The following is a 25512-nucleotide window of genomic DNA, read 5'->3' as shown; positions in this document are numbered from 1 at the left end:
CTTTCGTGTGAGGCGCGACGGACGGACAGGCGGACGCGCGGCGGGTGCGGCCGGCGGGCAGCCGCCAGTCGTCGGGCCGTACCGGTTCCCGCCCGGTTCCTGCACAGATCGATGAGAGGCGACTGCGCAGCGGCGACACGGTCGATGCTTCGAGCCTGCCGGTTCGGCCGCACCGGGACATCCCCCCGAGGGCTGATACCGGTCATCCCGCGGGACGATGATCGGCCGGGAAGAGCACGGTTGCGGGAACGTATGCGGTTCTGCATACACTCCCGCAACATCGGCTGCGCTTGGCTCGAAGGCATGAGTGCTCTCCTGGTGAACCCCACGTCTCGTCGCCGAACCGGCCTCCGCGCGTGACCGTGGTCTCGTCGCCACCGCGGGCGGCGTGGGGAGATGCCGCGAAGGGGCTGCTGATCGTCCTGGTGGTCTTCTGGCACGTCGTGCTGAAGACGTACCTGCAGGTCGATTGGCGCATCGGCATCCCGATCCCCGGTGTCTGGGGACTCGCCAGCGATCTCATCTGGCCGTTCCTGATGCCGTTGTTCCTGCTCGTCTCCGGCTACTTCGCCGCCGGTGCACTGGCGCGGCCATGGGCTGCCGTGTGGCGACCTCGGGTCGTGCGCTTCGTCTACCTCTATCTGGTGTGGACCCTCATCCACATGCTCGCGATGTGGGCGTTCCCCGACTTCCCCACGTTCGTTCCCCGCAGCGTGTCCGAGTTCGTCGAAGGGGTGACGATCAGCCCGCCGAACACCTGGTACCTCTACGCGCTCGCGCTGTACTTCCTCGTGGCCAAGGGGCTGCAGCGTCTTCCGCACTGGACGCTCCTGGTCGCCGCATCGGCGCTGTCTGTCACAGTCGCCGCCGGCGTGGTCGACGTGGTGAGCAATCGAGGCTCGCTCCTCTACAACCTGCTGTTCTTCCTGGTCGGGGCCTATCTCGCGCCGCGGATCGGTCGTTTCACGGCACGGCCGCGGCGTCTCGCGGCAGGGGTGCTCCTGCTCGCCTACCTTGCCGCCTACGCCGTGATGCGAGTGACGGGCGCGGAGCAGGTGCCCGGCGTCTGGCCGATCGTGTCGTTCGTCGGAGTGACAATGGGTCTCGCCGTCGCGACCCTGCTCCCGGGGGTGCCGTTGCTGGGGAGAGGGCTGACATGGCTGGGGGCACGCACCCTGCCGGTCTACCTCCTCCACATGCCGCTCCTGGTGCTCGCGGATGCCGCACTGGTGGGTCCCCTGTCCGACGCGGGGAGCGCCGCACAGCTCGTGGGCGCGCTGGTGCTCCCGCCGTTGCTGACGGGTGCACTCGTGGCGGCCTGCGTCTTCCTCGCGCGGCTCACGGAGCGCGATGGGCTGTCCTGGCTCTGGGATCTTCCCCGGTTGCGGGCCGACCGGAAGAGTGGTGCCGCTCGCCCGCGCATCCCCTGGCGCACTCCGGTGGCGGTGCTGGTGCTGGTCGCCATCGCCGTCGGGCTGAGCGCGGCGGCGGCGTTCCCGGCGCGCACGTCAGAGGCGCGCGCTTCGTCTGCGACGCGCTCGGGGGAGGTGAGCATCGGAGCGGTCGGGGACGTCCTCCTCTACGACGTGCAGCACGCCGTGCCGGATGATCGCGGCCGGGCATACTTCGACGATGTCCGGCCGTGGTTCACGGAGGACATCGTCACGGGGAACCTCGAACAGGCGATCAGCGCGGAGACCGGGTACGACAAGTGCGGCCGCAGCGCGAGCTGCCTGGCGTTCCGGAGCGATCCCGATGCCGCCGCCCACCTGCAGGGCTTCGACCTGCTCAACCAGGCCAACAACCACAGCCACGACTACGGGAGGACGGGTTTCGACGAGACGAGGACGCTCCTGCGTGCGGTGGGGATCGACGCCGTGGGGGAGCGCGACGAGATCGTCGTCACCCGCGTCGGGAGCACCTCGGTGGCGATGGTCGGATTCGCGCCCTACAGCGGCTTCAACCGCATCACCGACCTGCGGCACGTGCGGCAGCTGGTGCGCGCTGCTGCGGCGCAGGCCGACATCGTGGTCGTGCATGCGCACATGGGGGCGGAGGGCCCCGGCGCCGACGCGGTGACACCGAGCACCGAGTTCATGTACGGCGAGAACAGGGGAGACCCGATCGCGTTCGCGCACGCAGCGGTCGACGCGGGCGCCGATCTGGTGATCGGACATGGCCCGCATGTGCTCCGCGGGGCGGAGTTCTACCGCGGGTGTCTGATCGCCTACAGCCTGGGCAACTTCGGGGGCGGGGGAGTGTTCGGCGCCGAGGAGGAGACACGCTACGGCGCCTATCTCTCCGTCCGGCTGCGAGCGGACGGCAGCCTCGTGGCCGGGCGGGTGCGACCCGTGCGGTTCGAGTTCGACGGTGGCGCGCCGCATCCCGACTCGACCGGTCGGGTGACCGACCTGATGAACGAGCGGAGTCGGCGTGACTTCCCCGACACGGCGGCGCTCATCGACGAGGGCGGTGTGCTCCAGGTGCCATAGCGCGCGTCGGGGCTGGTCGAAGGTCGTCGAAGACTGGACGAAAGTCTCCCCGGTTCGGCGTAATGATCCGACCTCCCGTTCCATCTCTCAGGTGTGAGGGTTGCTCGGTCGAAAGGGGGCCGGGCATTGCGAGGGGTGAGGGAAATCGTGAGTGGTCGAAGCCCAGCGGATCGGCTTATGGATGAGTTGGAGGTCGAGTGCGGGGCGAGCGTGCAATGCGTCACGGATCGGGTCTCCGCCATGATGGGGATCGATATCGAAGTGCAGGTTCTCGGTGAGGCGGAATGGCAGGCGACGCCCAGGCACGTGTTGGTGGAGGGTGATCGCGCCAGGATCCCCGTCCGGGCTTCCGACCCGCGCTGGTACCGGTTGCATGTGGTCGTCCACGAACTCGCGCATCTGCTGAGCGGAGACTCCCGCTGCACCGCCCTTCCGATGTCGTTCGATCAGCTCCGGCGCCCCGCCCAGGCGCGAGTGCTCATGCATGCGGGTATCAGCGGCTTCGAGCCGGACGAACCGGGTGCAGACGAGATCGCCGAGCAGCAGGCCGATGTCCTCGCTCGTCGCCTGGGCGCCTTGCTCTGAACCATCGCGCGGGAGCGCATGAACCGCCCGGGCATCCGTCCGCACTCCCGGCCGGCACGCCGATAACCAGCTTCCGGGCGCGACGGATGCCCCGTGGGTGGGGATTCCACGGGGCATCCGCCCTTCTGCGCCGGCGTCGAACGACGGTGTGAGCTGGGGGCTACGACTCCGTCGACGTATGGGGTGGACGCAGCGGCGCACCGGCGGTGCGGGTCTCCTCCCCCGAGGACGAGCGCACCGCCGGCGTCATCGCTACGCCGTCAGCCGGCGGCGTCGCAGCAGTCCAGCGCCTCCGAGGAGAAGCAGGATCGCGGCGAGGGCGATCAGTCCTTCAGCGGGCGCTCCACCCGTCATCGCGAGTCCGTGGGCCTGGCCGGTGGTCGCTGCGCCCGAGGCGAAAGCGGCTCCGGACGTGCCGGGGGTCGAGCTGGCGGGGTTCGTGCCCGGGATGGTGCCGGGGTCGGTGCCCGGGTTGGTGCCGGGATCCGTTCCGGGGTCCGTTCCGGGATCCGTGCCTGGGTCCGTTCCTGGGTCCGTACCGGGGTCGGTTCCCGTGCCGGGATCGGTCACCGTGGCCCCGCCGATCACGGAGATGGCGTTGCCGCCGAGCGTGATCGGCACGTTGACCGGCAGCGCCACCTGGGTGCCGCCGAGGATGCCGTCGGTTCCGGTGGTGGTGTTGCCTCCGGTGGCCCGGGCGGGAGTGGTGGTCCCGCCGGTTCCGGTGCGGGTGACGGTGGCGTCATCGAGGACGGAGATCGCGTTGCCGGTCACGCCGATCGGGGCGGTGACGGGTGCGGTGATCTGGGTGCCGCCGAGGACGCTGTCGGTTCCGGTGGTGGTGTTGCCTCCGGTCGCGGGAGCGGGGGATGCGGTCGCAGCCGCTCCGCTGCCCGTGGACGAGGTGTCGCCGAGCAGGGAGATCGCGTTGCCCGACACCGTGACGGGTGCCGTGACGGACGCGGTCGCCTGCGTGCCGCCGAGGATCGCGTCGTCGCCCGAGGTGCCCGCCGACGTGGCCGGAGCGGACGAGCCAGACGGACCGGCGGTGCCGGCGCCCGTCGAGCTCGTGTCGCCGAGCAGGGAGATCGCGTTGCCCGACACCGTGACGGGTGCCGTGACGGGCGCGATGACCTGTGTGCCACTGCCGACGCCGTCCTCACCGGACGTCGTCGATCCGGTCGGGGTGGAGGGCGCCGGTGCTGCGGCTCCCTGCCCGGTCGGAGCCGTGCTCTCGGTGTCGCCGAGAACCGACACGGCATTGCCCGTCACGGTGATCGGCGCGTTGATCGCGAGCAGTGCCTGGGTGCCCGAGAGCACTCCGTCCACGCCGTTCGTGGTCACGAGAGGCGCCCCGGCCGATGTGTCGGTCTGGGGAGCCGAGCTCTGGGGAGCCCCGGCCGGGGCGCTGGTCGTCGACGTGTCGGTCACGCTCACGGCGTTGTTCGACACGGTCACGGGAAGGTTGACGGTGACGGCGGCCTGAGTACCGGACGCCGTCCCCGACTCGCCGCTCGTCTCGGCAGGTGCCGGAGCGGGTGCAGGTGCAGGTGCCGGAGCGGGTGCAAGCGCCGGGGCGGGCGCCGGCGCAGGGGCTGGCGGGCTCGACACGACGGCGTCGCTCACCACGGAGATGGCGTTGTTCACGACGGAGACCGGGGCGGTGATCGCCGTCTCCGCCTGGGTTCCGGAGAGCAGTCCGTCGTCTCCGGTCGTTTCGGCCGCGTTCGCGACCGTCGCGCCGAAGAGCGTGATGCCCCCGGCGATGAGCGTGCCCCAGAGGGCCCGCTTCAAGGAAGTACGCATGATGGTTCTCCTGACTGGGTGGATCGTCTGATGGGTGCACGCGATCGGAGTGCGCGTGCAGCACGGCATCTGTCGTTCCTCGGAAGGAACGACGTGACGATCCGTCAGTCAGGAGAGACGTCGGTGTCGGCGACCGGCGAGGAGGGTACCTCGTCGTCGGAAGCGCCGGAGGTCCGCTCGCCAGCACGGAGCGGAGAAGCGTTCGCGTCGCTGAGACGCGCGGGGGACGTGCCGCTTCCGCCGCCGGAACCGGCAGAGGAAGACGCGGGAACCGCGGTGCCGAGTGGGCCTCCGGGCGGAGACCCCGCGGGCACAGGAGTGGTGTGGTCGAGGGCAGCGGTGGTGCTCTCGATCGCTGAGCGCAGGGTCGATGGAGGTGCCACGGGGGCGGACCCCGAGGTCGGTGTCCCTGATGGTGTCGCTGCGGCAGGCTGCGTCGCGAGGACGGCGGCCGCCACGACCGCGGGTTCGGCGATGACGCCGGAGACCTCTCCTGGTTCCTGGATCGGTTCCTGGGTCGTCGGAGGATTCGTCGGGTCGATGGCTTCCAGTACGGGAGGGACGATCTCGTTCGTCACGTTCCCGAGGAGGGCCGTGGTGTCGTCGACGACATCGACCACGTCGCCGACCGCCGAGATCAGGCCGAGGTCGGAGGCGAGTCCGCCGACGACGGGGATGCCGGACACGGCCTCGAGAACCGGGTCGGTGATCTGCGAGACCGGTGCTCCGGTGAGGGTATCGGTGACCGGGGCGACGACGGTGGCCGCCGTCTCGGTCACGGCGTTCACGACGGGTGCCACTGTCGGCCCGACGACCGGTGCACTCGTGACCGGCTGCGTGACGGCGGCGACCACGGCGGGGGCGGCCTGCTGCACGGGGGCGACCACCTGAGTGACCACGGGAGCGACCACCTGCGTGACCACCGGAGCCACGGGGGTCGTGACGGTGGACACCGTCTCGCTGACCAGTGTGGTGAGTCCGTCGAGGGGGCCGTCTTCCTGTTCGTCCGCGTGCGCGGACCCGCCCGCGAAGAGCACGGCGAGCGTCGTCAACGCGAGCACGCCGATGCCACCCCAGAAGACGCCGGCAGATATGCCGCGTCGGGTGGCTCGAGCGTCCACGTAAACCTCCCCCTCAGAAGGCCAAGCACGTGTGCCTCCCCCTCAGAAGGCAACGCCTGTCGACGCAGGTGCGTCGATTGCGGGTGACGATACTCGCGCGAAGGTGATCTGTCTAGGGGGTTATCCGCGAGTTTCTGCGGATGTCAGCGCGTGACGCGCCCGAGGAAATCCCGGCTTGACTTTCCCCAGGTTCTACACATCCCGAACGCGCAGAGGGCAACCTTCAACGCCCGATTTAAACTGATTTTCATCCACAGCCTGGGGAATCGATAAAAGCCTGTTCAAAGGCGATAAAAAAGTTTGGATACGCGCTCCTCCACGGGGTTATCCACACCCGTTGTGCACAGACACTCCAGGCTTGTTCGCACGCTCTCCACAGAGTTATCCACAGGCCGTCTTGCATGGGGAAACAGTCGCTCGTAGCGTGGGCGAGCGACCGAATGTCGGAAGCCTCTGTTCTGCTGTTCAGGACGGCGTGAGCGCCGAGACCCGAGGGGCCCGCCCCCGGACGTCGCACCACGACATCGCATCGGAAACGTCGCATCGAAGGGAAGACTGTGTCGATCGCCGACATCTCAGAGGAGCGCATGGGCGCGAAGCGCGCGCCGGAGCGCACGCCTCCCCACGATCTCCTCGCCGAGCAGAGCGCCCTGGGCGGAATGCTCCTGTCGAAGGACGCGGTCGCGGATGTCATCGAGACCCTCAAGGGCGCCGACTTCTACATCCCGAAGCACGAGCTGATCTTCGAAGCGATCCTGTCGCTGTATTCGCACGGCGAGCCCACCGACGTCGTCGCCGTCACCGATGAGCTCATCAAGACCGGCGAGCTCGGTCGCGCCGGCGGCGCCGACTACCTGCACACGCTGACGTCGATCGTCCCCACGGCCGCGAACGCCGGCTACTACGCCGGTATCGTCTCGGAGCGCGCCATCCTGCGCCGCCTCGTCGACGCCGGCACCCGCATCGTGCAGCTCGGCTACGCCGGTGAGGGCGATGCGACCGACATCGTCAACAACGCGCAGGCCGAGATCTACTCGATCACCGGATCCGAGACAGCCGAAGACTACGTGCCGCTGCAGATCGCCGTCGATGCCGCGCTCGAAGAGATCGAGGCTGCCAGCGGTCGCGACGGGTCGATGACCGGGGTGCCGACCGGCTTCAAGGAGCTCGACGAGCTCACCAACGGCCTGCACGGTGGTCAGATGATCGTCGTCGCCGCTCGACCCGCCATGGGTAAGTCCACGCTCGCGCTCGACTTCGCGCGGGCGGCGTCCATCGGTCACAACCTCCCCTCCGTCTTCTTCTCGCTCGAGATGGGCAAGAGCGAGATCGCCATGCGTCTGCTCAGCGCCGAAGGTGCCATCCCCTTGCAGAACATGCGAAAGGGAAATCTCGACCCGCGCGACTGGACCACGGTCGCCGCCACGCGAGGACGCATCAACGACGCTCCGCTCTACATCGACGACAGCCCCAACATGACGCTCGTCGAGATCCGCGCCAAGTGCCGTCGCCTCAAGCAGCGCGAGGGCCTGCGCATGGTCATCATCGATTATCTGCAGCTCATGACCTCGGGCAAGCGCGTCGAGTCGCGTCAGCAGGAGGTCTCGGAGTTCTCGCGAAGCCTCAAGCTCATCGCCAAGGAGCTGCAGGTTCCGGTCATCGCCCTGTCTCAACTGAACCGTGGTCCGGAGCAGCGCACCGACAAGAAGCCCGCCATCAGCGACCTGCGAGAGTCCGGCTCGATCGAGCAGGACGCCGACATGGTCATCCTGCTGCACCGCGACTCGGTCTACGACAAGGACGTGCGTCCCGGTGAAGCCGACCTGATCGTCGCCAAGCACCGTAACGGTCCGACCGCGACGATCACGGTCGCGTTCCAGGGGCACTACTCGCGCTTCGCCGACATGGCTCCCGGCGGCGACTTCAACTTGTAGGTTCCACGCCGAAATGACATATTCCACGGGTAGTTGGCAGGCACTTGGCATCTCTGCCAAGTGCCGTGGACACGCGCTTGTGGCTGAGGCGTGTGGTTCTGGGGAGGGAGTCGGTTCCAGTCCGTAGGGTCGGAACGCTGGCCTGGGTTGAGTTGCGAAGCACTGGGGGTTGTTGTGGGGTCAGATTTTCGGTTGTGGTCGGATGAGCCATCGGCGACAGACTTGCTGTCGTTCGATGCGATCGCGGACACCGTGGTCGATGCGCTATTCGACGGTGAGCTGGATCCAGTTGCTCTCGGTCTTGAGGGCGCTTGGGGTAGCGGCAAGACGACGGTGCTGCATCTGATTGAAAATCGGATCGCCACGGAGAACGTGGATGGTCAAGTGGTTGTCGTGGTTCGGTCGAACCCTTGGCAGTACGACCCGGCAGTGGGCGCCAAAGAGAGTTTGATAGCCGAGATCCTCGGTGCGTTGAGTGCTGAGTTTGACGCGTCCGACCCTGTGGGATCGGCGGGTCTGACTGCACTGAAGGCGCTGGTGAAGCGTGTCAACTGGTCCAAGGCTGTGAAGATGGCGGCCCGAACGGCTTTGACCTTGCAGCTTCCGTCGTTGGACGACGTCTTCGACTTGGTCAGCGACGACCCTGAGTCACTCGATTCGCCCAAGGGCATGGCGTCTTTCAAGGAGGAGTTCCAGAAGCTGCTGGCCGACCCGGCGTTGGCGCATGTGTCGCGAGTCGTCGTGTTGGTCGACGACCTCGATCGATGTCTACCGCCGACTGTGGTCGAGACTCTCGAGACGATCCGCTTGTTCCTGTCGGTCCCGGGGATGTGCTTCGTCGTGGCTGCGGATGAGGCGCGGGTCGCGGAGGCGATTCGGATGCATCTTGGAACACCGCTTGTCGGGGACGGGCGAGAGAGTGTTGCGAGCTTGTATCTCCACAAGATCGTGCAGACGACGGTGCCAGTTCCGGCATTGAGCGCGTTCGACACGCGGGCATACTTGTTCCTACTTCTGGCGAAGCAGGAGTGCGGCAGTGATGATGCGTTCGCAGAGCTGGTGCGGGCGTGTGGTGAGCTGCGCGTCGCTGCCGGGAGCCTCGATGACCTGGAGCTGCCGGCGGATGGTTCGTTGCGGTCTGCGATGCAGAGCGCGGCGAGGTTGACCCCGATTCTGTATGAGAAGTTGCAGGCGAACCCGCGTCGAATCAAGCGGTTCATGAATGACTTGAACGTCCGGCAGTCGATCGCGGATCGGCGAGGGATTGCATTGTCGCCGGATGCGGTCGCGAAACTCATGGTGCTGGAGCGCACGTTGCCGACCGACTTCGACACTCTGCTCGGTTGGCTGAGCGCGGGGGTGCTGCGTCCCCGGCTGGAGCGTTTGTCCGAGGTCGCAGAGTCCGGCGCCGCCGCCGATCGCGGGGACGCAGATGATGGGGAAGGTGTCGACGAAGAGTCGTTCTCGGCAACCATGATCCGGTGGGCCAAGCTTCCGCCTGCCCTCGACGCGGCTGCGGCTGGCGGGTACTTGACGCTTGCGGCGGCGTTCCATGGTCGGCTGCTCGTCGACGAGGGGCTTCCGGAACAGTTGCGGGATATCGCTGCGGCATTGGCGTCAAGGTCGCAGATCGAACGTGAGGCGGTATCTCAGGACGAGCTACAGGCCTTGCCTCTGGGAGATGTGTCGGTGCTGCTCGATCATCTCGGCCGACGCCTCCAGGACGAGCCGGGCGTGCAGTTCGCGGCGGTGAACGCGATCATCACACTGGCGCGACTGCATCCGGCGGTACAGCAGGAGGCGCTCGTCGCCCTGGCTCGGCTGCGCGCGACCGATGTGAATGCCTCGACGGTGATGCTGTTCCGTTCCATCGAAGCTCAGTACGTCGATGTCCTTGAGGGGTGGCGCGTGGTGGGTGCCGACGATACCGACACCTCGAAGGCGCTGACATCGCTGCTCGGGCCGGTGGTGGCGTCCTGATGGGAACTAGTGGTGTGTACAAGGGAGGCGGCGGTGCAGCGGCTGCCGGACTGAGGGATGCGCTGAGCGACTGGCTTGACAGCGCATCCGCGCCATCGGCTCCCGCAGCTGGCGGCCCGACGATCGACGGGCGCCTGGATCCGAAGCGTGTGGGCGGGGCGTTGCGGTTGTGGTCCGGCCCGTCGGGTGGTGGCCGATCGGGTCGCGCTGGAGGATCCGGGAGCTCCGGTGGCGGCCGTTCTAGCGGCGGCGCGCAGCGCTCGGCCGCACGCGTAGCCGGCCCAGCCGGCAGCGCTGCGACTCTGTCGACCGCGTACTTGCGGGGTGAGCGCGCACCGTTGGAGGCGGCCGGGCTCGACCTCGATGAGCTTCGCGCCCTTGATGATCCGCTCGAGGTGCGCCGGCGCATCGTCGAGGCCGCGTTCGAGTCGGAACCTGACAGTACAATCGCCGATGGCGAGGCGCGACTGATCGTCGCAGACCTCGTGACGTGGACGCTGGAGACTCCGCGGGATCCGGCGCAGATCGTGCGCCACACGGTCGAGTTGATGATCGCTCGTTCCATCCTGACGGAGGTCGGCGACCGGATTCGACAAGAACCGAGGGCTGCGCTTCGGCGTTCCGCAGAGGATGAGATCCGACTCGCCGCGAAGGCATGGGCGATGCGATTCGATGTCGCCGCGGTGACTCTGGATGGCCCGTCCATTAGCGCGGCGGTCCAAACAGGCGTGACGGATCTTCTTGCTATCTATGGGGATGAGTCATGACGAGCATCGCTCTGTGTCTGTCCCGGGAGGATGCTGCCAAGAGCGGGGCGGACGAGGTGTTTTTGTGGGATGGCACGCCGGGCGATTCCTTCAATACGGGGTTACGACCGGACCTGCGCCAGCTCGGGACAGTTCCTTCGATCAATGCCGACTTCGTTCGTGTGGCCCTCACCGTCTATGTCGCAGACCATTCGGTGAGACGTGAACGGGGTGGATCGAACTGGAATCAGCGCGACCTAGTCTTGACCGTGCCGGTGATCCACGCGGAGAAGTGGCAGGCCGTCGCGGCGGAGTTGGAACGCACGCTCGCGTTCCTCACCGGCGACCGGTGGACTCTGCAGTTCGCCCGACTCGCCGCCTCCGAGACGAGTGGTGTGCTGGTGCCCGACACGGCCGCTCGGACGGTTCTGGTCAGCGGCGGCGCGGACTCCGCATCCGGCGCGCTGGTGTCCGCGGCATCGCTCCGGTCCGGGGAAGGGCAGCGGCTTGTCTCCCACTCAAGCTCGGGTGCGGGAGCGAGCGCCCCGCAGCAGCGTGTCGCCGCCGCCCTGGAGGCGCTGTTCAGCGGGACGACCATCCACCATTACCAGGTGCATTTGCAACGCAGAACACATCGCCTCAACGGCACACGATTTCGACGGGAACCGTCGAGCCGCTCGCGATCGTTGCTGTTCCTCGCGCTCGGGCTGGCAGTGGCAAGCCAGAGTGGCCGCGGCCTGTGGATCGCCGAGAACGGCTTCGCCTCCATCAACCCCCCACTTGGCCCAGAGCGGGTGGGAGCATTGTCGACCCGCACGACGCAGCCTTGGTTCCTCTGGCGCGTGGGCTCACTGTTGACAGATCTGGGCGGGTACGGCGAAATTGAGAATCCCTTCCAAGCCTTGACGAAGGGCGATGAGTACCGACGCGTCGTCGAGCTGGTCGGCGCGGATCGTGCCGCGGCATTCCTCAGCGCAACGAACTCCTGCTCGCACAGCGACCAGCAGTACTTGGGTCAGGTCGCCAGTGGTTCGCACTGCGGAAAGTGCTTCGGCTGTGTCCTTCGTCGCGCCGCGTTTGCCGCGGCAGATCTTTCCGATGCCACCCCGTACCTCGCCGACCGCGGAGGACGCTTCGCGAAGTATGCGGAGCAGCGGTCGATCGAAAACGCGGTCCGAGACTTCGTCGATGCGGGCGTGGACGAGAGCTTCCTCATGACAACCCCACTGCCCCCAGCCCTCACCGTCGCCGACGCGCGGACCCTATACGCACGGGGCTTGGCCGAGTTGGAAAACTATCTGGGATGAGACGCCTACCTCCCCTGGACACGCACGCGCACGTCGCGTTGGACATCGCGCCGTTCGAGCTTGAAAAGCTGGGCGCGGTTGTCCTGATCGCTACCCGGTCACTCGACGAATACGCGCAAGTGGAGTCGCGTTCGGATCGCGCCAGCGTATGGGGGGTGGGGTGTCACCCGGGTCTCGTCGGCGCCGATCGTGGATTCGATCCGGATCGCTTTGCGACCATGCTCCAGTCGACCTCATATGTTGCGGAGGTGGGACTCGATGGCGCGTCCCGCGTTCCACGCGACACCCAGCGGGCGACGTTCGAACGCATCGTTAAGGCGGTCGAGACCTCCCCTCGGATCGCTTCAATTCATAGCTACCGGGCGACCAGCGCTGTACTTGAGGTGTTGCGTGCATCTCACCTGCGTGCGGGGGCCGTTCTGCACTGGTGGTTGGGCACGCCTGAAGAGACTCGGGAGGCTGTCGCGTTGGGCTGCTACTTCTCGGTCAACTATTCGATGACCCGCTCGCCCGACGTGCTCCGAGCTATCCCGCGAGAACGTCTACTTGTCGAGACCGATCATCCCAGCGGTGATCGTTTCTCCCAAAGCCCACGCCGACCAGGCCGGGTGGAACCGGTCGAGGCCGGGATAGCGCGGGCGCTCGGCCTCGCGCCCGCGGTTGTCCGTACTGTCGTCTGGTCGAACTTCGCCGCGCTGGTCGACGACACAGGAGTCGATTCCCTGCTCCCCGCCGCGCTTCGACAAATGATCCAGTCCGCGAGGTGAGACGCGTGGTTCCGCGCGCAGACGGTCGGGCGGGCCTAGCCCGTAGGTGACCGTCGCCGTCAGGACGCGGAACGCTCCTCGGCCGTGCTCTGCTCCTCCACGTACTGGCTCGCCGCATTCCACCAGGGATTCCCGCGGACCCGGTACAGGATGGTCCGCTCTCCGGGCACGCGCTCGACGAACTCGATGAAGTTCGCTCGGCGGAGCTTCTGGATCAGTGGGTGCACGATGCCAGGGGAGAGCCGCGTGGCGTCGGTGATCGTCTTCGATGAGAACTTCTCGCCGCGTAGCCCGGCGATCTCGACCATGACGCTGTACATGTAGCTGTTGCCGAAGACGAGCCGGGATTCCTCCGGCGCGATGGGCTCCAACATGGTCATGTCCTTGAGTGTCGCACACGCGGCCGACGTGGGCTTCAGGCCGGCCTGTGGGCGTTGATTTTGTGGTCCCTATATTTGTATCCCTGACGGTGACTTGTTATCTATGTGACGTCCACTACAGTGAATGTCACATTCACTAGTATTCGTGACTCGCATATACCGAATTAACCCGTGATAGCAAGAGCGAGATCCTGAATCGTATTTCGCGAATCTATGGCGGCAGCGTGCATTCTCCCGGACCGATTCGACCCTCACGCTGGCTTCATGACGGAGCGCGAGCAACTCGGGACGCGGGGCGGAGCGTTCCCGGCGGATGTCGGGCTGATGGTTCGCAAAGCGGGTGGCGAGGTGGACGTTGTTCCGCTGCAGTCAGCTCGATTGAGCGTCTTCGACGCCGCCGTCCCGTGGCGTGATTTCCGCTGGTACCGGGGGCAGCGGCATTTCTCGGGCAGCTACTGGTCGGCAACCATGCAATCGCATGTCGGATACGAGTCGCGGCTCGAGTACGCGAACCTGCTGTTGGCCGACTTCGACCCTCGCGTCGACTGGATCCTGTCTCAGCCGTTCCTCCTCGAGGGGGAGGACAAGGGCACACGCCGTCGCCACATTCCCGACTATCTGATCGTCCACGCGGACCAAACCGTCTGCGTGGTGGATGTGAAGCCCGCCGCGAAGCTCACCATCCCGAAGGTGCGTGACTCGCTGAGCTGGTCGCGGCGCGTGATCGAACCCCACGGGTGGGAGTACCGCGTCCAATCCGAGCCGGATGAGGTGTTGCTACGCAACGTCGAGTTCCTTGCCGGCTACCGCCGACCCTTCCAGTTCGCCGACGGCGACGTCACCGGCGCGCTCGGCGAGCTGAGATCGCCCATGGCGTTCGGCGAGGCGGTGCGCGCGATTCCGGCCGTCGCCGGCGGGCTTCTCGCAGCACGCGCGCTTGTCCTGCACCTGCTGTGGGCTCGCCGGCTGAGCACCGACCTGACTCGACTTCTGAGCGCCACGAGCATCGTGACGCGGGCCTGAGATACCACCCCCTCAACACCTGAAGGAGATAGCGATGAGCAGCACGTGGACCCTGAAACCCGGCGTGGACATCGTCTACGACGGCGATGCCTGCACCGTTGCGGAGATCTGCGAGGGCGCGGTCATCGTCCGTACCCGAACTGGGCAGGTTCGGCGCCTGCGGATGATCGACCTCCTGCGCCCCCGCGCTGAGGGAGGTACGACACGCATCCCCGGAAACAGTCGCGATGAGGACGCGGCTCCACTGGGTGTCGTCTGGGCCGATGCCAGCGACGCGGCCCGCGCGGTGTCCGCCGAGCGCGCTGATCATGTGCGAGAGGTCCTCACCGGCTACCGGTCGGGGGCGGCCGAGATCGCACGTGAGGGCGAACCGAAGCTCGCCTACCATCCGGAGCGTCGCATCGAGGAGCGGATCGCGGCGAAGGCGCTCGAGCTCGGTAAGGGTCGCCGGACCGTCGCGAGGTGGGTGGCGCGGTATAAGGATGCCGGCGAGATCGGACTGATCGATCACCGCAAGGCGCAGCCGGGCAATCTGCTCGTCAACTTCGACGACCGCTGGGTCACGGCGGCACGTGAGGTCATCGATGAGCAGACGCCGGAGTCGAAGGTCGCGAAAAGCATCATCATCGCGAGAGTCAACGCCCGAGCCGACCGCACCCACGGGCCAGGTATCGTCGCCGCCCCTTCTCGAAGCGCCGCATACAAGATCCTCGACGAGCTCTCCCGTGGCCGCGCGACCTTCTCCGGGAGCACCAAGCGCAAGCGCTCCAACGCGAACCGGCCGCCCGCTCCGTACGGACGCCTGCACGCCACCGCGCCCGGCCAATACGTTCTCCTCGATACGACGCCGCTCAACGTCTTCGCCGTGGCCCCGGTGACGGGCAAGTGGGTCGCCGCAGACCTCACGGTCGCGATCGACCTCTACTCCCGCTGCATTCTCGGCATGCGGCTGACGCCCGGCTCAACGAAATCCATCGACGTATCCGGCGTGCTCATGGAAGCGTGCCAACCCTTCGACACTCCCGCGGAGTGGGGCACGAGCGCACGATGGCCCTTCCACGGTGTCGCCGGTTCCGTGCTCGTCGACCCGACGCGCATCCGCGTCCCGCGGTTCGTCCGTGCGGGGATCCTGCCCGACACGATCATCGTCGACCACGGCGCACCGTACCTCTCGGAGCACGTGACCAGCGCGTGCGCACGCCTGGGCATATCCATCCAGCCGGCCCGCGTCTACCAGCCCACCGACAAGAGCCCTGTCGAGAGGTTCTTCCGCACCCTCGACACGTTCCTCCAGGAACTCCCTGGCTACAAGGGCGCGGACGTCGGCGGCCGCGGCGACGACGTCGAAGCCGACGCGGTCTACACGGTCCCGCAGCTGGAGCAGATCATCCGCGAATGGGTCGCGACGGTCTACCACCTCCGACCCCACGACTCCCTCGAGGATCCCCGCCTCCCCGGCGTCAAGCTCAGCCCCGCCGAGAGATACGACCAGGGGCTCGCCGTTGCCGGGCAACTGCGGATGCCGATCGACCGGAGCGTTCTCCTCGAGCTGCTGCCGGTGGTGAAACGGCAGTTCAATCACTACGGCGTCGAGATCCACAAGCTGCGCTACACCGGAGACTCGGTCGCGAAGTACCGCAACCGCGCCCGGTCGATCCACCGAGACAAGGGCACGGAGTGGCCGTTCGTGGTCAACCCCGACGACTTGACGCAGATCTACTTCCACGACCCCGAGGACGGCACCTGGCACACCCTCGAGTGGGAGCACAAGGGAGCCTTCGACACACCGTTCAGCCTCGACGCGCTGGAGTACGCGAAGAAGATCGCGATCCGCCAGGGTCGCCCCTCTCAGGTCGACGACGTCGCCGCGCAGCTGCTCGAGGACTGGGGCGCGGGACGCGCGCTCACCCCATCGGAGAGGCGGATGAGTTCCCGCATGGCCGCGCAGCTCAACGAGAAGGATCCCGCGGCTGACGGGGTGTGGTCGCTGCGCACCGTGCAGCGGATGCTCGAGGCCGAACTGAACCCCACCACAGATCTCGGACGGGAGCTCACCGGCGAGGTCCGCGACCCACGCAAGCGCGTCGACATTCCCGAAACGGGCGATGACGACGACGAGGACGACATCGACGAGCCCACGATCCGATCCGACTACCACTTCGAGCCGATGGAGATGATCCAATGACCGCCACAGTCCCGGGCGAGCACGACGCGCCTCGCCGGCAGCGGAGCCTGTCGACCTACGAGGGATGGAAGGACTTCGCCGAACGTCCCCCGCGCGATAAGCCCGCGTTGCTAACGACCGAGCAGCTCGGATCGCTCGGCCCGGACGAGTTCGCGCGGTACAACGCGGACCGGCGGGCGTGGCACGCGAACATCCTGCTGCGCACCCGGCAGGTGCACGGGGTGCACCTGCAACTGGGCGACATCCTGGACAGCAACCTGCAGGACTCCGACCGGGTCAAATCCGCCGCCGCCCTCGACGCCCCACCGGCCCTCGGGAAGTCGACGGTGGTCAACACGTTCGGGCGCGACTTCCACCGTCAGCGGATCGCGGAAGTGGGCGAGTACCTCGACGAGGATCGCGACATCCTCCACCTCCCGGTCTGCCACATCACCGTCCCAGGGCGCCTCACGATCAAGGGCCTGCACATGATGATCCTCGGGTTCTACGCCCACCCCGCGACCGCGGGCATCCTGCACCGTTCGATGGCCGGCCGAGATCTGGCGCGGGCGGCCGCGGACTGCATCGAACGGCACGACACCCGCCTCGTGATCATCGACGATCTGCACTTCATCCAGATGCGCACCCGCGACGGTGTCGAGGTCGCGAACCAGCTGAAGTGGCTGTCCAACGAGTACAGCGCCACCTTCCTGTTCGCCGGCGTCGCGCTCCGCGAACGCGGCCTCGTCGGCGAGGGCGCGACCGGGAAGGAAGCGGCGATGGCGCAGACGTTCCGCCGCTGGACCGTGCTCAGCCTCGACCCGTACAGCCTGCGCACCAAGCAGACCCGCCAGGAGTGGGACAGCCTGCTCTGGCACATCGAACAGGCCCTCGTGCTCGCGGACGCGCACGAAGGGATGCTCGTCGACATGTCGCGGTACCTGTTTGCCCGCACCACCGGCAACATCGGCTCGCTCATGGACCTCATCCGCCGCGGCGCGTCCCGCGCCATCCGCACCGGCGCCGAGCGGATCGACCGGAAGCTCCTCGACGACATCCGCATCGACGAGGGAGCAGAAACGGAGCGCACCGAGCTGCAGGCCAAGCACGACCAAGAGGATCGGGCACGCCGTGAGCGGCGCCGACGCCGACTGAAGAGCGACGGCGCCGAAGAGACCGGCGAGGAGGCCGCCTGATGAGCGAGACGGCCGGTGCCGTGCGCGTCCTTCCGTTCCGGGTCCGCCCCTTGCCGGATGAGCCGTTCGACTCCTGGCTGGAGGCCTCGGCGGCCGCGAACCGCGCGACTGTCGCGGAGATGGCGTGCGCGCTCGGCCTGGTGGAGCAGGAGGGCGGCAGGGCGGTGTCAGCGACATCGTGGATGGCCGCGCAGTGGGCGACCGAGCTCACCGATGAGCAGGCGTCCCGGCTGGAGCGGTCGACGGGGATCCCGGCGGCGCAGTTCCAGGAGATGACGCGGATGCGGTTCGCACGCCACGCGATCCGCTACACCCGGCAGGGACGGATCAGCTTCCGCTGCCCCGTCGGCGGGATGGCGGGACGGTACTGCCCCGAATGCCTGGCGGACTCCGGAGGCAGGTGGCGGATGTCGTGGCAGTTCCCATTCACCTTCGCGTGCGTCAGACACCGCCGCATCCTCGCCGACAACTGCCCGGTGTGCCACAAGCCACCGCGTCACACCGGGCACCCGCTCGCCGGGATCCCACATCCCGGGCACTGCCACAATCCCGTCGCCGGTGCCGGGACGGGCCCGATCGCGAGCCGCTGCCGCGGCGACCTCACCGCGCATCCCGAACGCATCGCCGCACCCGACCCGGCGCTCCACGCACAGCGCCGAATGATGCAGATCCTCTCCACCGGCGAGGGCCGGTTCGGGATCTATGCGGACGCCCCGCAACCCGCGATCACCGTCCTCGAAGACATCCGTCTCCTCACCCGCGCCGCAGGAGTTACGCTCTGCGATGGCGGCGACCTCGACATGCCAGAGCTGGAAACGGACCTCCTCGCGGCGGTGCCTCGAGACAAGCATGAGTGGACGTGGGCGGGACCGCCCACAGCGGCCGGCGGCGCGGTCGGTACGACGATCGCGATCGCCGCACTCGAAGACCCCGACCGTGCGGTTCGGCTGCTGGCTGGGCGCCTCGCGGTGAGCACGTCGTACACCGGTCAGACGCCGCAGCTGCAGCGACTGATCGCCGCGTCCCTCGGACGCACCCGACGACCGACGCTGTTCCTACAAGCTGCGCCAGCCTCGGACGTAAACCCGGAAGAGCGGGCACGGAAGGTGCCCGCACAACTCTGGGATGAATGGACGAACGCGCTCACCCCACGCCGCATCAACGGCGACGTCGCCGCCTCCGCGCTGGCCGCGGCCGTCGTGTTCACCGGCACACGGCTGACCCACTCCGCTGCCCTCGCCCTCCTGGACTCGACGGCGCCCATTCGTCAGGTCACTCATGTGATGCGCGAGTTCGGGAGGCCGGGCGCGGAGACGCCCGCCCTCGCGGCGATCCTCAACCTCGCCGCCTACCTCGACAGCCACGAGACACCGATCGACTACGCACGCCGCCGCAGACTCGACTGCACTGAACTCCTTCCCGAAGAGGAATGGCAGCAGCTGTGCGCCCGACTGAATGTCCAACCCGGCTCCGGCGCCCGACACCGCCATGCGCGCGCCCACCTCTACCGGGCCATCACCGGCAACTCGATGCGACGCGCACCGGAAGCATGGGACGCGGCCGGGATATCTCCGCGGACGGTCACGACGTTCACGAAGACGCTGCCGGACACCGTGCGCCGCGAGCTGAACGATATCGGCCGCGCCTTCCTGCTCCGCCGAGGGATCGACGAGCCACTCAGCTGGGGGCCCCCGCTGTCGACGCACATCGAACCCGCCGTCCGCAGCGACCCCGTCGGTGAGTGGGCGACGGCCAGACCCGTCCGTGGCGCACTCGACACACCATCTCGCAGCCGCGAACTCATCGCCCAATACGGTGAGGGCGCGACCACCTATGAGCTCGCACGGCGGACGGGAGTATCGCGGCAGACGGTGTCGCGTGTGCTCGCCGACGGCAACAGCACCCTCCGCCGCGGACGGCCCACCACGTTCGTCATCGACGAGGCTTGGCTGCGCGAGCGGTACGAGAAGGAAGGGATGACGCTGCGACAGATCGCGGCGCTCGTCGGCTGCAGCGCTCCCACGATCGCGCACCGCATCCAAGCGGCAGGCATCACGATGCGACCCGGCCCACACGACCGCACCCCTCACCCACTGGCCGGCCGGTCACGGCTCCTCCAGCGCGCCCTCGTCGGCCGCCACCCCATCGAACGCGCGCGCCGATTCCTCATCGCCACACAGCACGACAACGTGCGCGCCGCCGCGGCGACCATCCGCACGACCCAAAGCTCACTGAGCGCCCAGCTCGCAAGCCTCGGCGCCGACGTCGGCGGGGGCCTGTTCGTTGCCGCGGCACGCAACAGGCCGATGCGCCTCACCCCACTCGGCGAACGGCTCGCTCGCGAGCTCCATCGCGCCCTCGCCGCCGACCCCCATACCCAGACCACATCACCTACCGAAGAGAAGAAGGCATCATGACCGAGAAGAAGCGGACCTCCAGTCGTCTGCAACGGGCAGCACGGGAGCGCATGAAGGTGACAGGGGAGAAGTACACCGCGGCGCTGATGGCCGTGACGGAGGACGCCGGGTCACAGACTGAGCTCAGCTCCCCGCCGACCACGCCCGCTGGTTCACTGCGCGCGTCCGTCGACCCCGAGGCGCGGCGGTGAGCCCCGGCTCTACCGAGGATGGCGAGCCGGTCCTCCAGCCCGACACGATGCAGTGGAACAACTCCGGGTGGACCGAAAAGCCGTGGTCGGCACCTCACCTGGCGCCGCTGTTCACCGAGCTCACGTCAGCGAAGAGCGCGCCGAGCTGGGCGCGTCGCGCTGTGAAGATCATCCACCGGTACACCCGCGAGCACGGCGAACCGCCGACGTTCCGCGAGCTGTTCACCGAGCTCGCCGCACAAGACCCCGACTACGCCGACCACGAGGAGGCGTGGTCGTCACGCGCAGTCCGGAGCCTCGTGATGGTGCATTGGCGAAGGCAGGGATGGGTGCGCTACCGGACCGAGACGCGCACTCTCCGATCCGGCCCCACCGCGAACGGCGACCTGTTCCCGGCTACCCGTCCGCCTCGTCGGGAGGGAGCGCGGCGAGAAGCTCCTCGAGAACGATGACGAGCTCGTTGTATCCCTGTGTGTAGAACAGCGCGTCCGAGCCCGGGGTTTCGCCGCCGACGATATCGGCGAGCACGGTGCGCGCTTCCCGAGTTGCGGCCTGCAGTCGTGTCTCGATGTCCGGCAGGCTGCGGATCCATTCGTCGATGACGGTGAAGCGGATGGGCGTGAAGTCGTGGGCGTCGACGCCGACGTGGAACTCGTGCCCGTGGGGGCCGTGATCGCGGGCATGCGTGTGACCGTGCAGCAGCGGAACGCCCTCGTCGCCGCGTGGGCGGTGCGTCGTATGCCGGTCGGTGCCGTGCGAGTCGCCGCTGTAGGGATAGTGGGATGCCAGGATCCGGTACCCGCGGCGGGTGCCCTCGATGACCTCGGGGAGTATGCTCCACCCGGCCGCCTCGTACAGCGGGGCGAATCGTTCGATCGCGCGCCTTGACTGTGTTGCCGGCGAAACTCGGTCGTGGTTGCCGGGCACGAGAAATCGTCGCCCGTTCAGGTGCTCGGTCAGCCCGACAGATTCCTCGATCGGTCCGAGCGCGAGGTCACCGAGATGAAGGACGATGTCGTCCGGTCCCACGACCTCGTTCCACCGTCGCACCAGCTCCGCGTTCATCTCTTCCACGGTCGCGAACGGGCGGTCGGCGAGTTCGCTGATCCGTGCGTGGCTGAAGTGCTGGTCCGAGGTGACGAAGTCCACCTGGTCGAAGTCAAACCACGGATACTGGCTCACACCGGCCTCCTTCGATGAGCGTGGCCCTCGAGAAATCTAGGGATATCTATCGTTTCGCTAGACGGGTGTAGATGTTCCTAGAGATCATCGAGGTCGACCCCGAAGCGCGCCGCCAGATCCTCGAGCGGTTCACCGCTCATGCCATCCCGCTCACGCACCACCCGCTCGACCTCGCGGTCGTCGATTGCTTCGACCAGCTCCTCGAGTACTCGGTCGATGTCGCCGCCGTTCGCGGCGGCGACTCGCGCCACTTCCCTTGCCGCGTCAGCGAGCGTGTAGAGACGCTCCCAGGGGTGGTCTCCGTGACGGGCGATCGCGACGGTCTCACGAGTGTAGGAGCGGTCGTCCCCGGCGACGAGCCAGCGTTCCTCGCCCTCAGCGGTGATGAAGAAATCGACCACACACTCACCGCACGGCATCTTGTAGACGCCCGGTTCGGTGGGCGCCGCCTCGGTCGCACGCGTGATCATCTCGCGGATGACGCCTTCCCAATCGATCGCCGGTTCATCGTCGCCCATGGTGACCTCCCGAAGTAGAACAGAGAAGTGTCTCACTTCGGCACCGCGGCGTCTAGGGCTCAGCCCCGTCGCGTTCGCGCATCAGTTCGCTTGACCACCGATGGTCTACCCGAGCTGGTGGGCAAGAATCACAGCCTGCACGCGGTCGCGGACGCCGAGCTTGGCGAAGATTCGGTTGATATGCGTCTTCACCGTTGCGGGTGAGAGATGCAGTGCCTGGCTGATCTCGCCGTTGGAGAGGCCGAGCGCGATCGCGTTGAAAACGTCGCGTTCTCGGGGGGACAGAACCGAGAGGCCCTGTCCGCCCGGGACGGGCTGGTCGCGGCCGGTGTAGGCGTCGATGAGCTGCCGTGTGATGCGGGGCGTCACGATGGCATCGCCTCGAGCGACGACGCGTACGGCGTCCACGAGTTCTTGGTGTGTCGCAGTTTTGACGAGGAACGCACTCGCCCCCGCGCGGAGTGCCCCGAAGGCGTACTCGTCCAAGTCGAACGTCGTGAGTACGATCACGCGGCTCCGCAGCCCGCCGTCGACAATTGCGCGGGTGGCGTGGATACCGTCTTGACGCGCTGTGGGTGACGGAACGCCGCACCCGACTGTCGGCCGGCTATCTCGACCGGCGGTTCGCGGAGCTGCGGGACGAGGCCGGCTTGTCAAAGGCCCTGACTCTGCACAGCCTCCGGCATTCGTACGTGACGCACCTGCTCGAGTTCGGCTACGCCGACCGATTCGTCCAGGAGCAGGTCGGGCACATGCATGCTTCGACGACCTCGATCTACGCCTCCGTCAGCTCGGACTTCAAGAACCGGGTACTCGCGGACGCATTGAAGGCCCTCATCGAAGGAGAAGCAGATGACCGTTGAGCTCGAGACCGCATGGAGCCTCCGCAGCGTGATGGCCTCGCGCGGGATCTTCCAGACCTCCAAGCTGAAGCCGTTGCTCGAGGAGCGGGGCGTCGACCTGTCCCGGGAACAGGTGTACCGACTGGTGACGCAAGCACCGCAGCGGGTTCGCATCGACGTGCTCGCCGCGCTGTGCGACGCGTTGGAGTGCTCGCTCGACGACCTCGTGCAGGTCACCCGCCGGGAGGCTGCGGCCCCGGTCGCGGTGGGTGAAGAGGCGACGCGGGGTGCGATCGGCGATCTGCGGCCCGTGCGGGCCACGATCCGTCGCCCGCGCTCGAAGTAGGCCGCGGTGGCGAAGCCTCCGCAGGAGCCCAGGGTTGCTGAGGTCGCCGGGCTCGTCCACGCGATCGCGCCGGAGATCCCGGTGGAGCGCCTTGTTGAGATCGTGGCTGAAGTCGCACCCGTGCCGCTCACCCAACGGCGTCTCGAACTCGCACTCCTCAAACAACCTGGAGTCCTCGAAGGGCGACACCGGAACGTACCGGTGACGGTGCAGGATCTGGCCCACGCTCTCGTGAACGAGGGTGCCGGGCGGGTCGTCTTGCCTACATGCGATTCCTGTGGACGTGCCGTTCGGATGCCTCACAAGACGCAGACCGGCGGTCGCCACTGCTCGCGCTGTGAACGGAATGCCCGATCGGTCGCGTGTGCCAGATGCGGACGAGTTCAGCCCGTGCAGCGCACCGTCGATGGGCAACGGTTCTGCCGGGACTGCTGGCGAGCCGATCCGCGGTCGTTCGGCGACTGCTCGCGATGCGGGCAGAACGCCACGATTATCGTCCGTCGCCCCGCGCTCGTCTGTCTCGCGTGCTACACCGCGCCGGTCAAGATGTGCGAGGTCTGCGGGGAGCCGGGCCGCGTAGCGACGCACCTGGACGGCCGACGGGTCTGCGCCCGCTGCTACTACGCGATGCGACGCCCCCAGCCGTGCCCGGAGTGCGGGCGGAAGGTGTTCCTCACTGGCTTCATGAATGGGCACAAGGTCTGCGCCGAGTGCGCAGGAGCTCCCGTGACGATGGCATGCCCGGGATGCGGGACGATCGAAGAGGTGCGCAAGCACCGGCTATGCGTAGAGTGCCGGCGACCTATCGCCATCCAGCAACTGCTTGCTGACGACAGCGGAGAGATCCGCCCCGAGCTGCACCCGCTCGCGGAGTATCTGGTGACGCACCACGGCAGTGCGATCTCCCTCGAGCGGTGGCTGCACAAGAGCCGCTGTGCGGTCGTCCTCCGTGAGCTCGCCGATGGCACGCTGCCCCTCACCGCGGACGCGATCATGACCAGAGCGCACGCCGGCCAGTCCGTGGCATTCCTGCTCTCGCTCCTCATCCGCTCAGGCGTGCTGCCCGATTTCGACATCCAAGCGGCGAGGTTCGAGCACTGGTTCCAACGGTGGCTTCCGACCGTCCCCCATCCCGAGGACCGGCTCCTCCTACGGCGGTACTGCACCTGGGAGCTGCTGCCGTCGGGCAGATCACTCAGGGGCAGACCAGCTACGGCCGTCCGATCCGGCTCCACCTATCAGAAGGTGCGTGCGGCGCTGAAGCGGTGCGCGGCCCTCCTGCAGCAGATCCGCGCGAGCGGCGAAACGCTGACGACATACCCGCAGCGATCTCTCGACGGCTTCCTCACCGGTTCGCCCTCACAACGGGATGCCCTCGCGCCGTTCACCCGGTGGCTGCGACGGCACCGCCTGAGCCGCCTCCGGGTCGAGTTCCGCAGCCATCGCCTCGAAGGGCGCGACTACGCCGCCGACCATCGGTGGACGATGGCACGCGCGTTCATCACGCGAGACGACATGGATCCCGTGACGCGAGTCAGCGGATTGCTCGTCCTGTTCTACGGGCTCCACCTGACCCGCATCGCAGCGATCACCCGCGCACAAGTCGATACGACCGCGCGCCCCATGACGCTGACGGTCGGAACTGAACCGATCGAGCTGCCCGAAGTCCTCGCCGAAGCAATGGTCCAGCTGCTCGACGGCAACCGCTCCGACACTTGGCTCTTCCCGGGCAGGAACCCGGGCCGACCGATCACCCCCGGGCCGCTCAGCCGTCGACTCCGTCAAGAAGGACTCCTCGCCGGCAGCGCTCGTGTCACCGCGTTGATGGACCTCACCCGACAACTGCATCCTCGAATCGTGTCCGACCTGCTCGGCATCACGGCGTCATCAGCTGCCGCCTGGGCACGCCTCTCCGGGGGCGAATGGTCCGACTATCCCGCGCTGCGCTCAACCTCGACCTGAGCACCAATGGCCTCCCGCTACGCTTGCGCCTCCAGTGGGACTGCCTGAATTATCGGACAGACCCCCGGGCTTGGCTACAGATAGCGGCAGACCTGATCCGAGCTGCACGTGTCGGGCTCGACGTGCTCGGCCTGGTCGCGGAGCCCGGCGAGGGTGTCGCGCAGGTCGTGGAGCTGCCTGAGCTGCTGGTCGATATCGGTGAGGCGTGCGTCGAGGAGGTCGCGGACGTGGCTGCAGGGCGCTTGGCCGTGGTCGCGGATGTGGAGGATCTGCTGGATCTGGGCGAGGGTGAGTCCAGCGGCTTGGCCGCGGTGGATGAAGTCGATTCGGGCGATGGTCTCGGCGGTGTAGTTGCGGTAGCCGCTGGGCGTGCGCCCGGCCGGCGGCAGGAGCCCCTGGTCCTCGTAGAACCGCAACGTCTTCGCCGTGGTGCCGGCCGCGTCGGCGAGCTCTCCGATCCGCATTCCCCGCCCCCCCTTTTCGCTGGTCGCAAATTTCGTGCTTGACCTTCCCCTGTGGTGGAAGGTTCATGATGAGTGTATCAGCGGGATGT

Annotated in this window: 23 protein-coding genes; 16 read left to right on the top strand and 7 right to left on the bottom strand. The window is 67.4% G+C overall.

Translation table 11 applies throughout. The annotated features are described in order from the left end of the window. The first annotated feature begins 356 nt into the window (after positions 1-356). Positions 357-2492, top strand: a complete 2136-nt coding sequence (locus tag HDC31_RS16410; RefSeq protein WP_179516359.1) for a CapA family protein — start codon at positions 357-359, stop codon at positions 2490-2492. A gap of 177 nt (positions 2493-2669) precedes the next feature. Beyond that, entirely contained in the window at positions 2670-3077 is a 408-nt protein-coding gene (locus tag HDC31_RS16405; RefSeq protein WP_058631937.1) for a hypothetical protein, read from the top strand. Positions 3078-3329: 252 nt separating this feature from the next. Here the strand turns inward: HDC31_RS16405 and HDC31_RS16400 are convergent, their stop codons facing one another. Together HDC31_RS16400 and HDC31_RS16395 are read right to left on the bottom strand one after the other, a co-directional pair. Next, positions 3330-4883: a chaplin family protein gene (locus tag HDC31_RS16400; protein WP_179516358.1), complete on the bottom strand. Its 1554-nt coding sequence runs from the start codon at positions 4881-4883 to the stop codon at positions 3330-3332. A gap of 104 nt (positions 4884-4987) precedes the next feature. Further along, a complete protein-coding gene (locus HDC31_RS16395) occupies positions 4988-6004 on the bottom strand; it encodes a hypothetical protein (RefSeq protein WP_061017469.1) in 1017 nt (338 codons plus the stop codon). A gap of 557 nt (positions 6005-6561) precedes the next feature. Between HDC31_RS16395 and dnaB the strand changes: the two genes are divergently transcribed. The 5 genes from dnaB to HDC31_RS16370 all read left to right on the top strand — a co-directional run bounded on the left by dnaB (position 6562) and on the right by HDC31_RS16370 (position 12738). Continuing rightward, positions 6562-7938 (top strand): replicative DNA helicase, encoded by a 1377-nt coding sequence (dnaB, locus tag HDC31_RS16390; protein WP_113681421.1) that lies wholly within the window; start codon positions 6562-6564, stop codon positions 7936-7938. Between the two features lie 222 nt (positions 7939-8160). Continuing rightward, positions 8161-9918 (top strand): P-loop NTPase fold protein, encoded by a 1758-nt coding sequence (locus tag HDC31_RS16385; protein WP_198553654.1) that lies wholly within the window; start codon positions 8161-8163, stop codon positions 9916-9918. Between the two features lie 338 nt (positions 9919-10256). Continuing rightward, positions 10257-10685 carry a hypothetical protein gene (locus HDC31_RS16380; protein WP_101305222.1) on the top strand — a complete coding sequence of 143 codons (429 nt, stop codon included), beginning with the start codon at positions 10257-10259 and terminating at the stop codon, positions 10683-10685. Further along, a complete protein-coding gene (locus HDC31_RS16375) occupies positions 10682-11971 on the top strand; it encodes a 7-cyano-7-deazaguanine synthase (RefSeq protein ID WP_101305223.1) in 1290 nt (429 codons plus the stop codon). Before HDC31_RS16380 ends, HDC31_RS16375 begins: the two co-directional genes overlap by 4 nt. Beyond that, a complete protein-coding gene (locus HDC31_RS16370) occupies positions 11968-12738 on the top strand; it encodes a TatD family hydrolase (protein WP_101305224.1) in 771 nt (256 codons plus the stop codon). The genes HDC31_RS16375 and HDC31_RS16370 overlap by 4 nt, the downstream gene beginning before the upstream one ends. Before the next feature lie 59 nt (positions 12739-12797). Here HDC31_RS16370 and HDC31_RS16365 read toward each other — a convergent pair whose 3' ends face one another. Beyond that, positions 12798-13118, bottom strand: a complete 321-nt coding sequence (locus tag HDC31_RS16365) for a hypothetical protein (RefSeq protein WP_113681778.1) — start codon at positions 13116-13118, stop codon at positions 12798-12800. 264 nt (positions 13119-13382) lie between these two features. On the opposite strand from HDC31_RS16365, the gene HDC31_RS16360 reads away from it, so the two are divergent. Genes HDC31_RS16360 through HDC31_RS16335 form a run of 6 tightly spaced genes read left to right on the top strand, consistent with a single transcriptional unit; the run spans position 13383 to position 20561 of the window. Next, entirely contained in the window at positions 13383-14141 is a 759-nt protein-coding gene (locus HDC31_RS16360; protein ID WP_198553656.1) for a TnsA-like heteromeric transposase endonuclease subunit, read from the top strand. Between the two features lie 34 nt (positions 14142-14175). Next, complete coding sequence (locus tag HDC31_RS16355; protein WP_101305226.1) at positions 14176-16326, top strand: DDE-type integrase/transposase/recombinase; 2151 nt, start codon at positions 14176-14178, stop codon at positions 16324-16326. Further along, the gene (locus HDC31_RS16350) at positions 16323-17501 is read left to right on the top strand and encodes an AAA family ATPase (RefSeq protein WP_101305227.1); all 1179 of its coding nucleotides are present in this window, start codon (positions 16323-16325) and stop codon (positions 17499-17501) included. Before HDC31_RS16355 ends, HDC31_RS16350 begins: the two co-directional genes overlap by 4 nt. Beyond that, positions 17501-19918: a TniQ family protein gene (locus HDC31_RS16345; RefSeq protein WP_179516357.1), complete on the top strand. Its 2418-nt coding sequence runs from the start codon at positions 17501-17503 to the stop codon at positions 19916-19918. The genes HDC31_RS16350 and HDC31_RS16345 overlap by 1 nt, the downstream gene beginning before the upstream one ends. Beyond that, a complete protein-coding gene (locus tag HDC31_RS16340) occupies positions 19915-20109 on the top strand; it encodes a hypothetical protein (protein ID WP_101305229.1) in 195 nt (64 codons plus the stop codon). Before HDC31_RS16345 ends, HDC31_RS16340 begins: the two co-directional genes overlap by 4 nt. Continuing rightward, entirely contained in the window at positions 20106-20561 is a 456-nt protein-coding gene (locus HDC31_RS16335) for a hypothetical protein (RefSeq protein ID WP_147251391.1), read from the top strand. Before HDC31_RS16340 ends, HDC31_RS16335 begins: the two co-directional genes overlap by 4 nt. Here HDC31_RS16335 and HDC31_RS16330 read toward each other — a convergent pair. The 3 genes from HDC31_RS16330 to HDC31_RS16320 all read right to left on the bottom strand — a co-directional run bounded on the left by HDC31_RS16330 (position 20506) and on the right by HDC31_RS16320 (position 22319). Then, positions 20506-21291, bottom strand: coding sequence for a hypothetical protein (locus HDC31_RS16330; RefSeq protein WP_101305230.1), 786 nt, complete (start codon positions 21289-21291; stop codon positions 20506-20508). The genes HDC31_RS16335 and HDC31_RS16330 overlap by 56 nt on opposite strands. A 77-nt stretch (positions 21292-21368) precedes the next feature. Continuing rightward, positions 21369-21809 (bottom strand): zinc ABC transporter ATPase, encoded by a 441-nt coding sequence (locus HDC31_RS16325; protein WP_113681776.1) that lies wholly within the window; start codon positions 21807-21809, stop codon positions 21369-21371. A 105-nt stretch (positions 21810-21914) separates the two neighbouring features. After that, entirely contained in the window at positions 21915-22319 is a 405-nt protein-coding gene (locus HDC31_RS16320) for a response regulator transcription factor (RefSeq protein ID WP_051498749.1), read from the bottom strand. Between the two features lie 26 nt (positions 22320-22345). Here HDC31_RS16320 and HDC31_RS16315 point away from each other — a divergent pair, with 26 nt between their 5' ends. From HDC31_RS16315 to HDC31_RS16305, 3 genes are all read left to right on the top strand, one after another. Then, positions 22346-22672, top strand: coding sequence for a tyrosine-type recombinase/integrase (locus HDC31_RS16315; RefSeq protein ID WP_275587390.1), 327 nt, complete (start codon positions 22346-22348; stop codon positions 22670-22672). Further along, the gene (locus tag HDC31_RS16310) at positions 22662-22997 is read left to right on the top strand and encodes a helix-turn-helix transcriptional regulator (RefSeq protein WP_060960789.1); all 336 of its coding nucleotides are present in this window, start codon (positions 22662-22664) and stop codon (positions 22995-22997) included. Before HDC31_RS16315 ends, HDC31_RS16310 begins: the two co-directional genes overlap by 11 nt. 732 nt (positions 22998-23729) lie before the next feature. Further along, positions 23730-24959 (top strand): hypothetical protein, encoded by a 1230-nt coding sequence (locus tag HDC31_RS16305; protein WP_257022287.1) that lies wholly within the window; start codon positions 23730-23732, stop codon positions 24957-24959. Between the two features lie 74 nt (positions 24960-25033). Here the strand turns inward: HDC31_RS16305 and HDC31_RS16300 are convergent, their stop codons facing one another. Then, on the bottom strand, positions 25034-25423 hold the full coding sequence (locus tag HDC31_RS16300; protein ID WP_017828519.1) for a heavy metal-responsive transcriptional regulator: 390 nt from the start codon (positions 25421-25423) through the stop codon (positions 25034-25036). Positions 25424-25512: the final 89 nt, after the last annotated feature.

It is taken from the genome of Microbacterium sp. JAI119, from assembly GCF_013410135.1.
GTDB lineage: Bacteria > Actinomycetota > Actinomycetes > Actinomycetales > Microbacteriaceae > Microbacterium > Microbacterium oxydans.
Note: the sequence above shows the minus strand (reverse complement) of the source record. Positions and strands in the feature narration are given on the sequence as shown.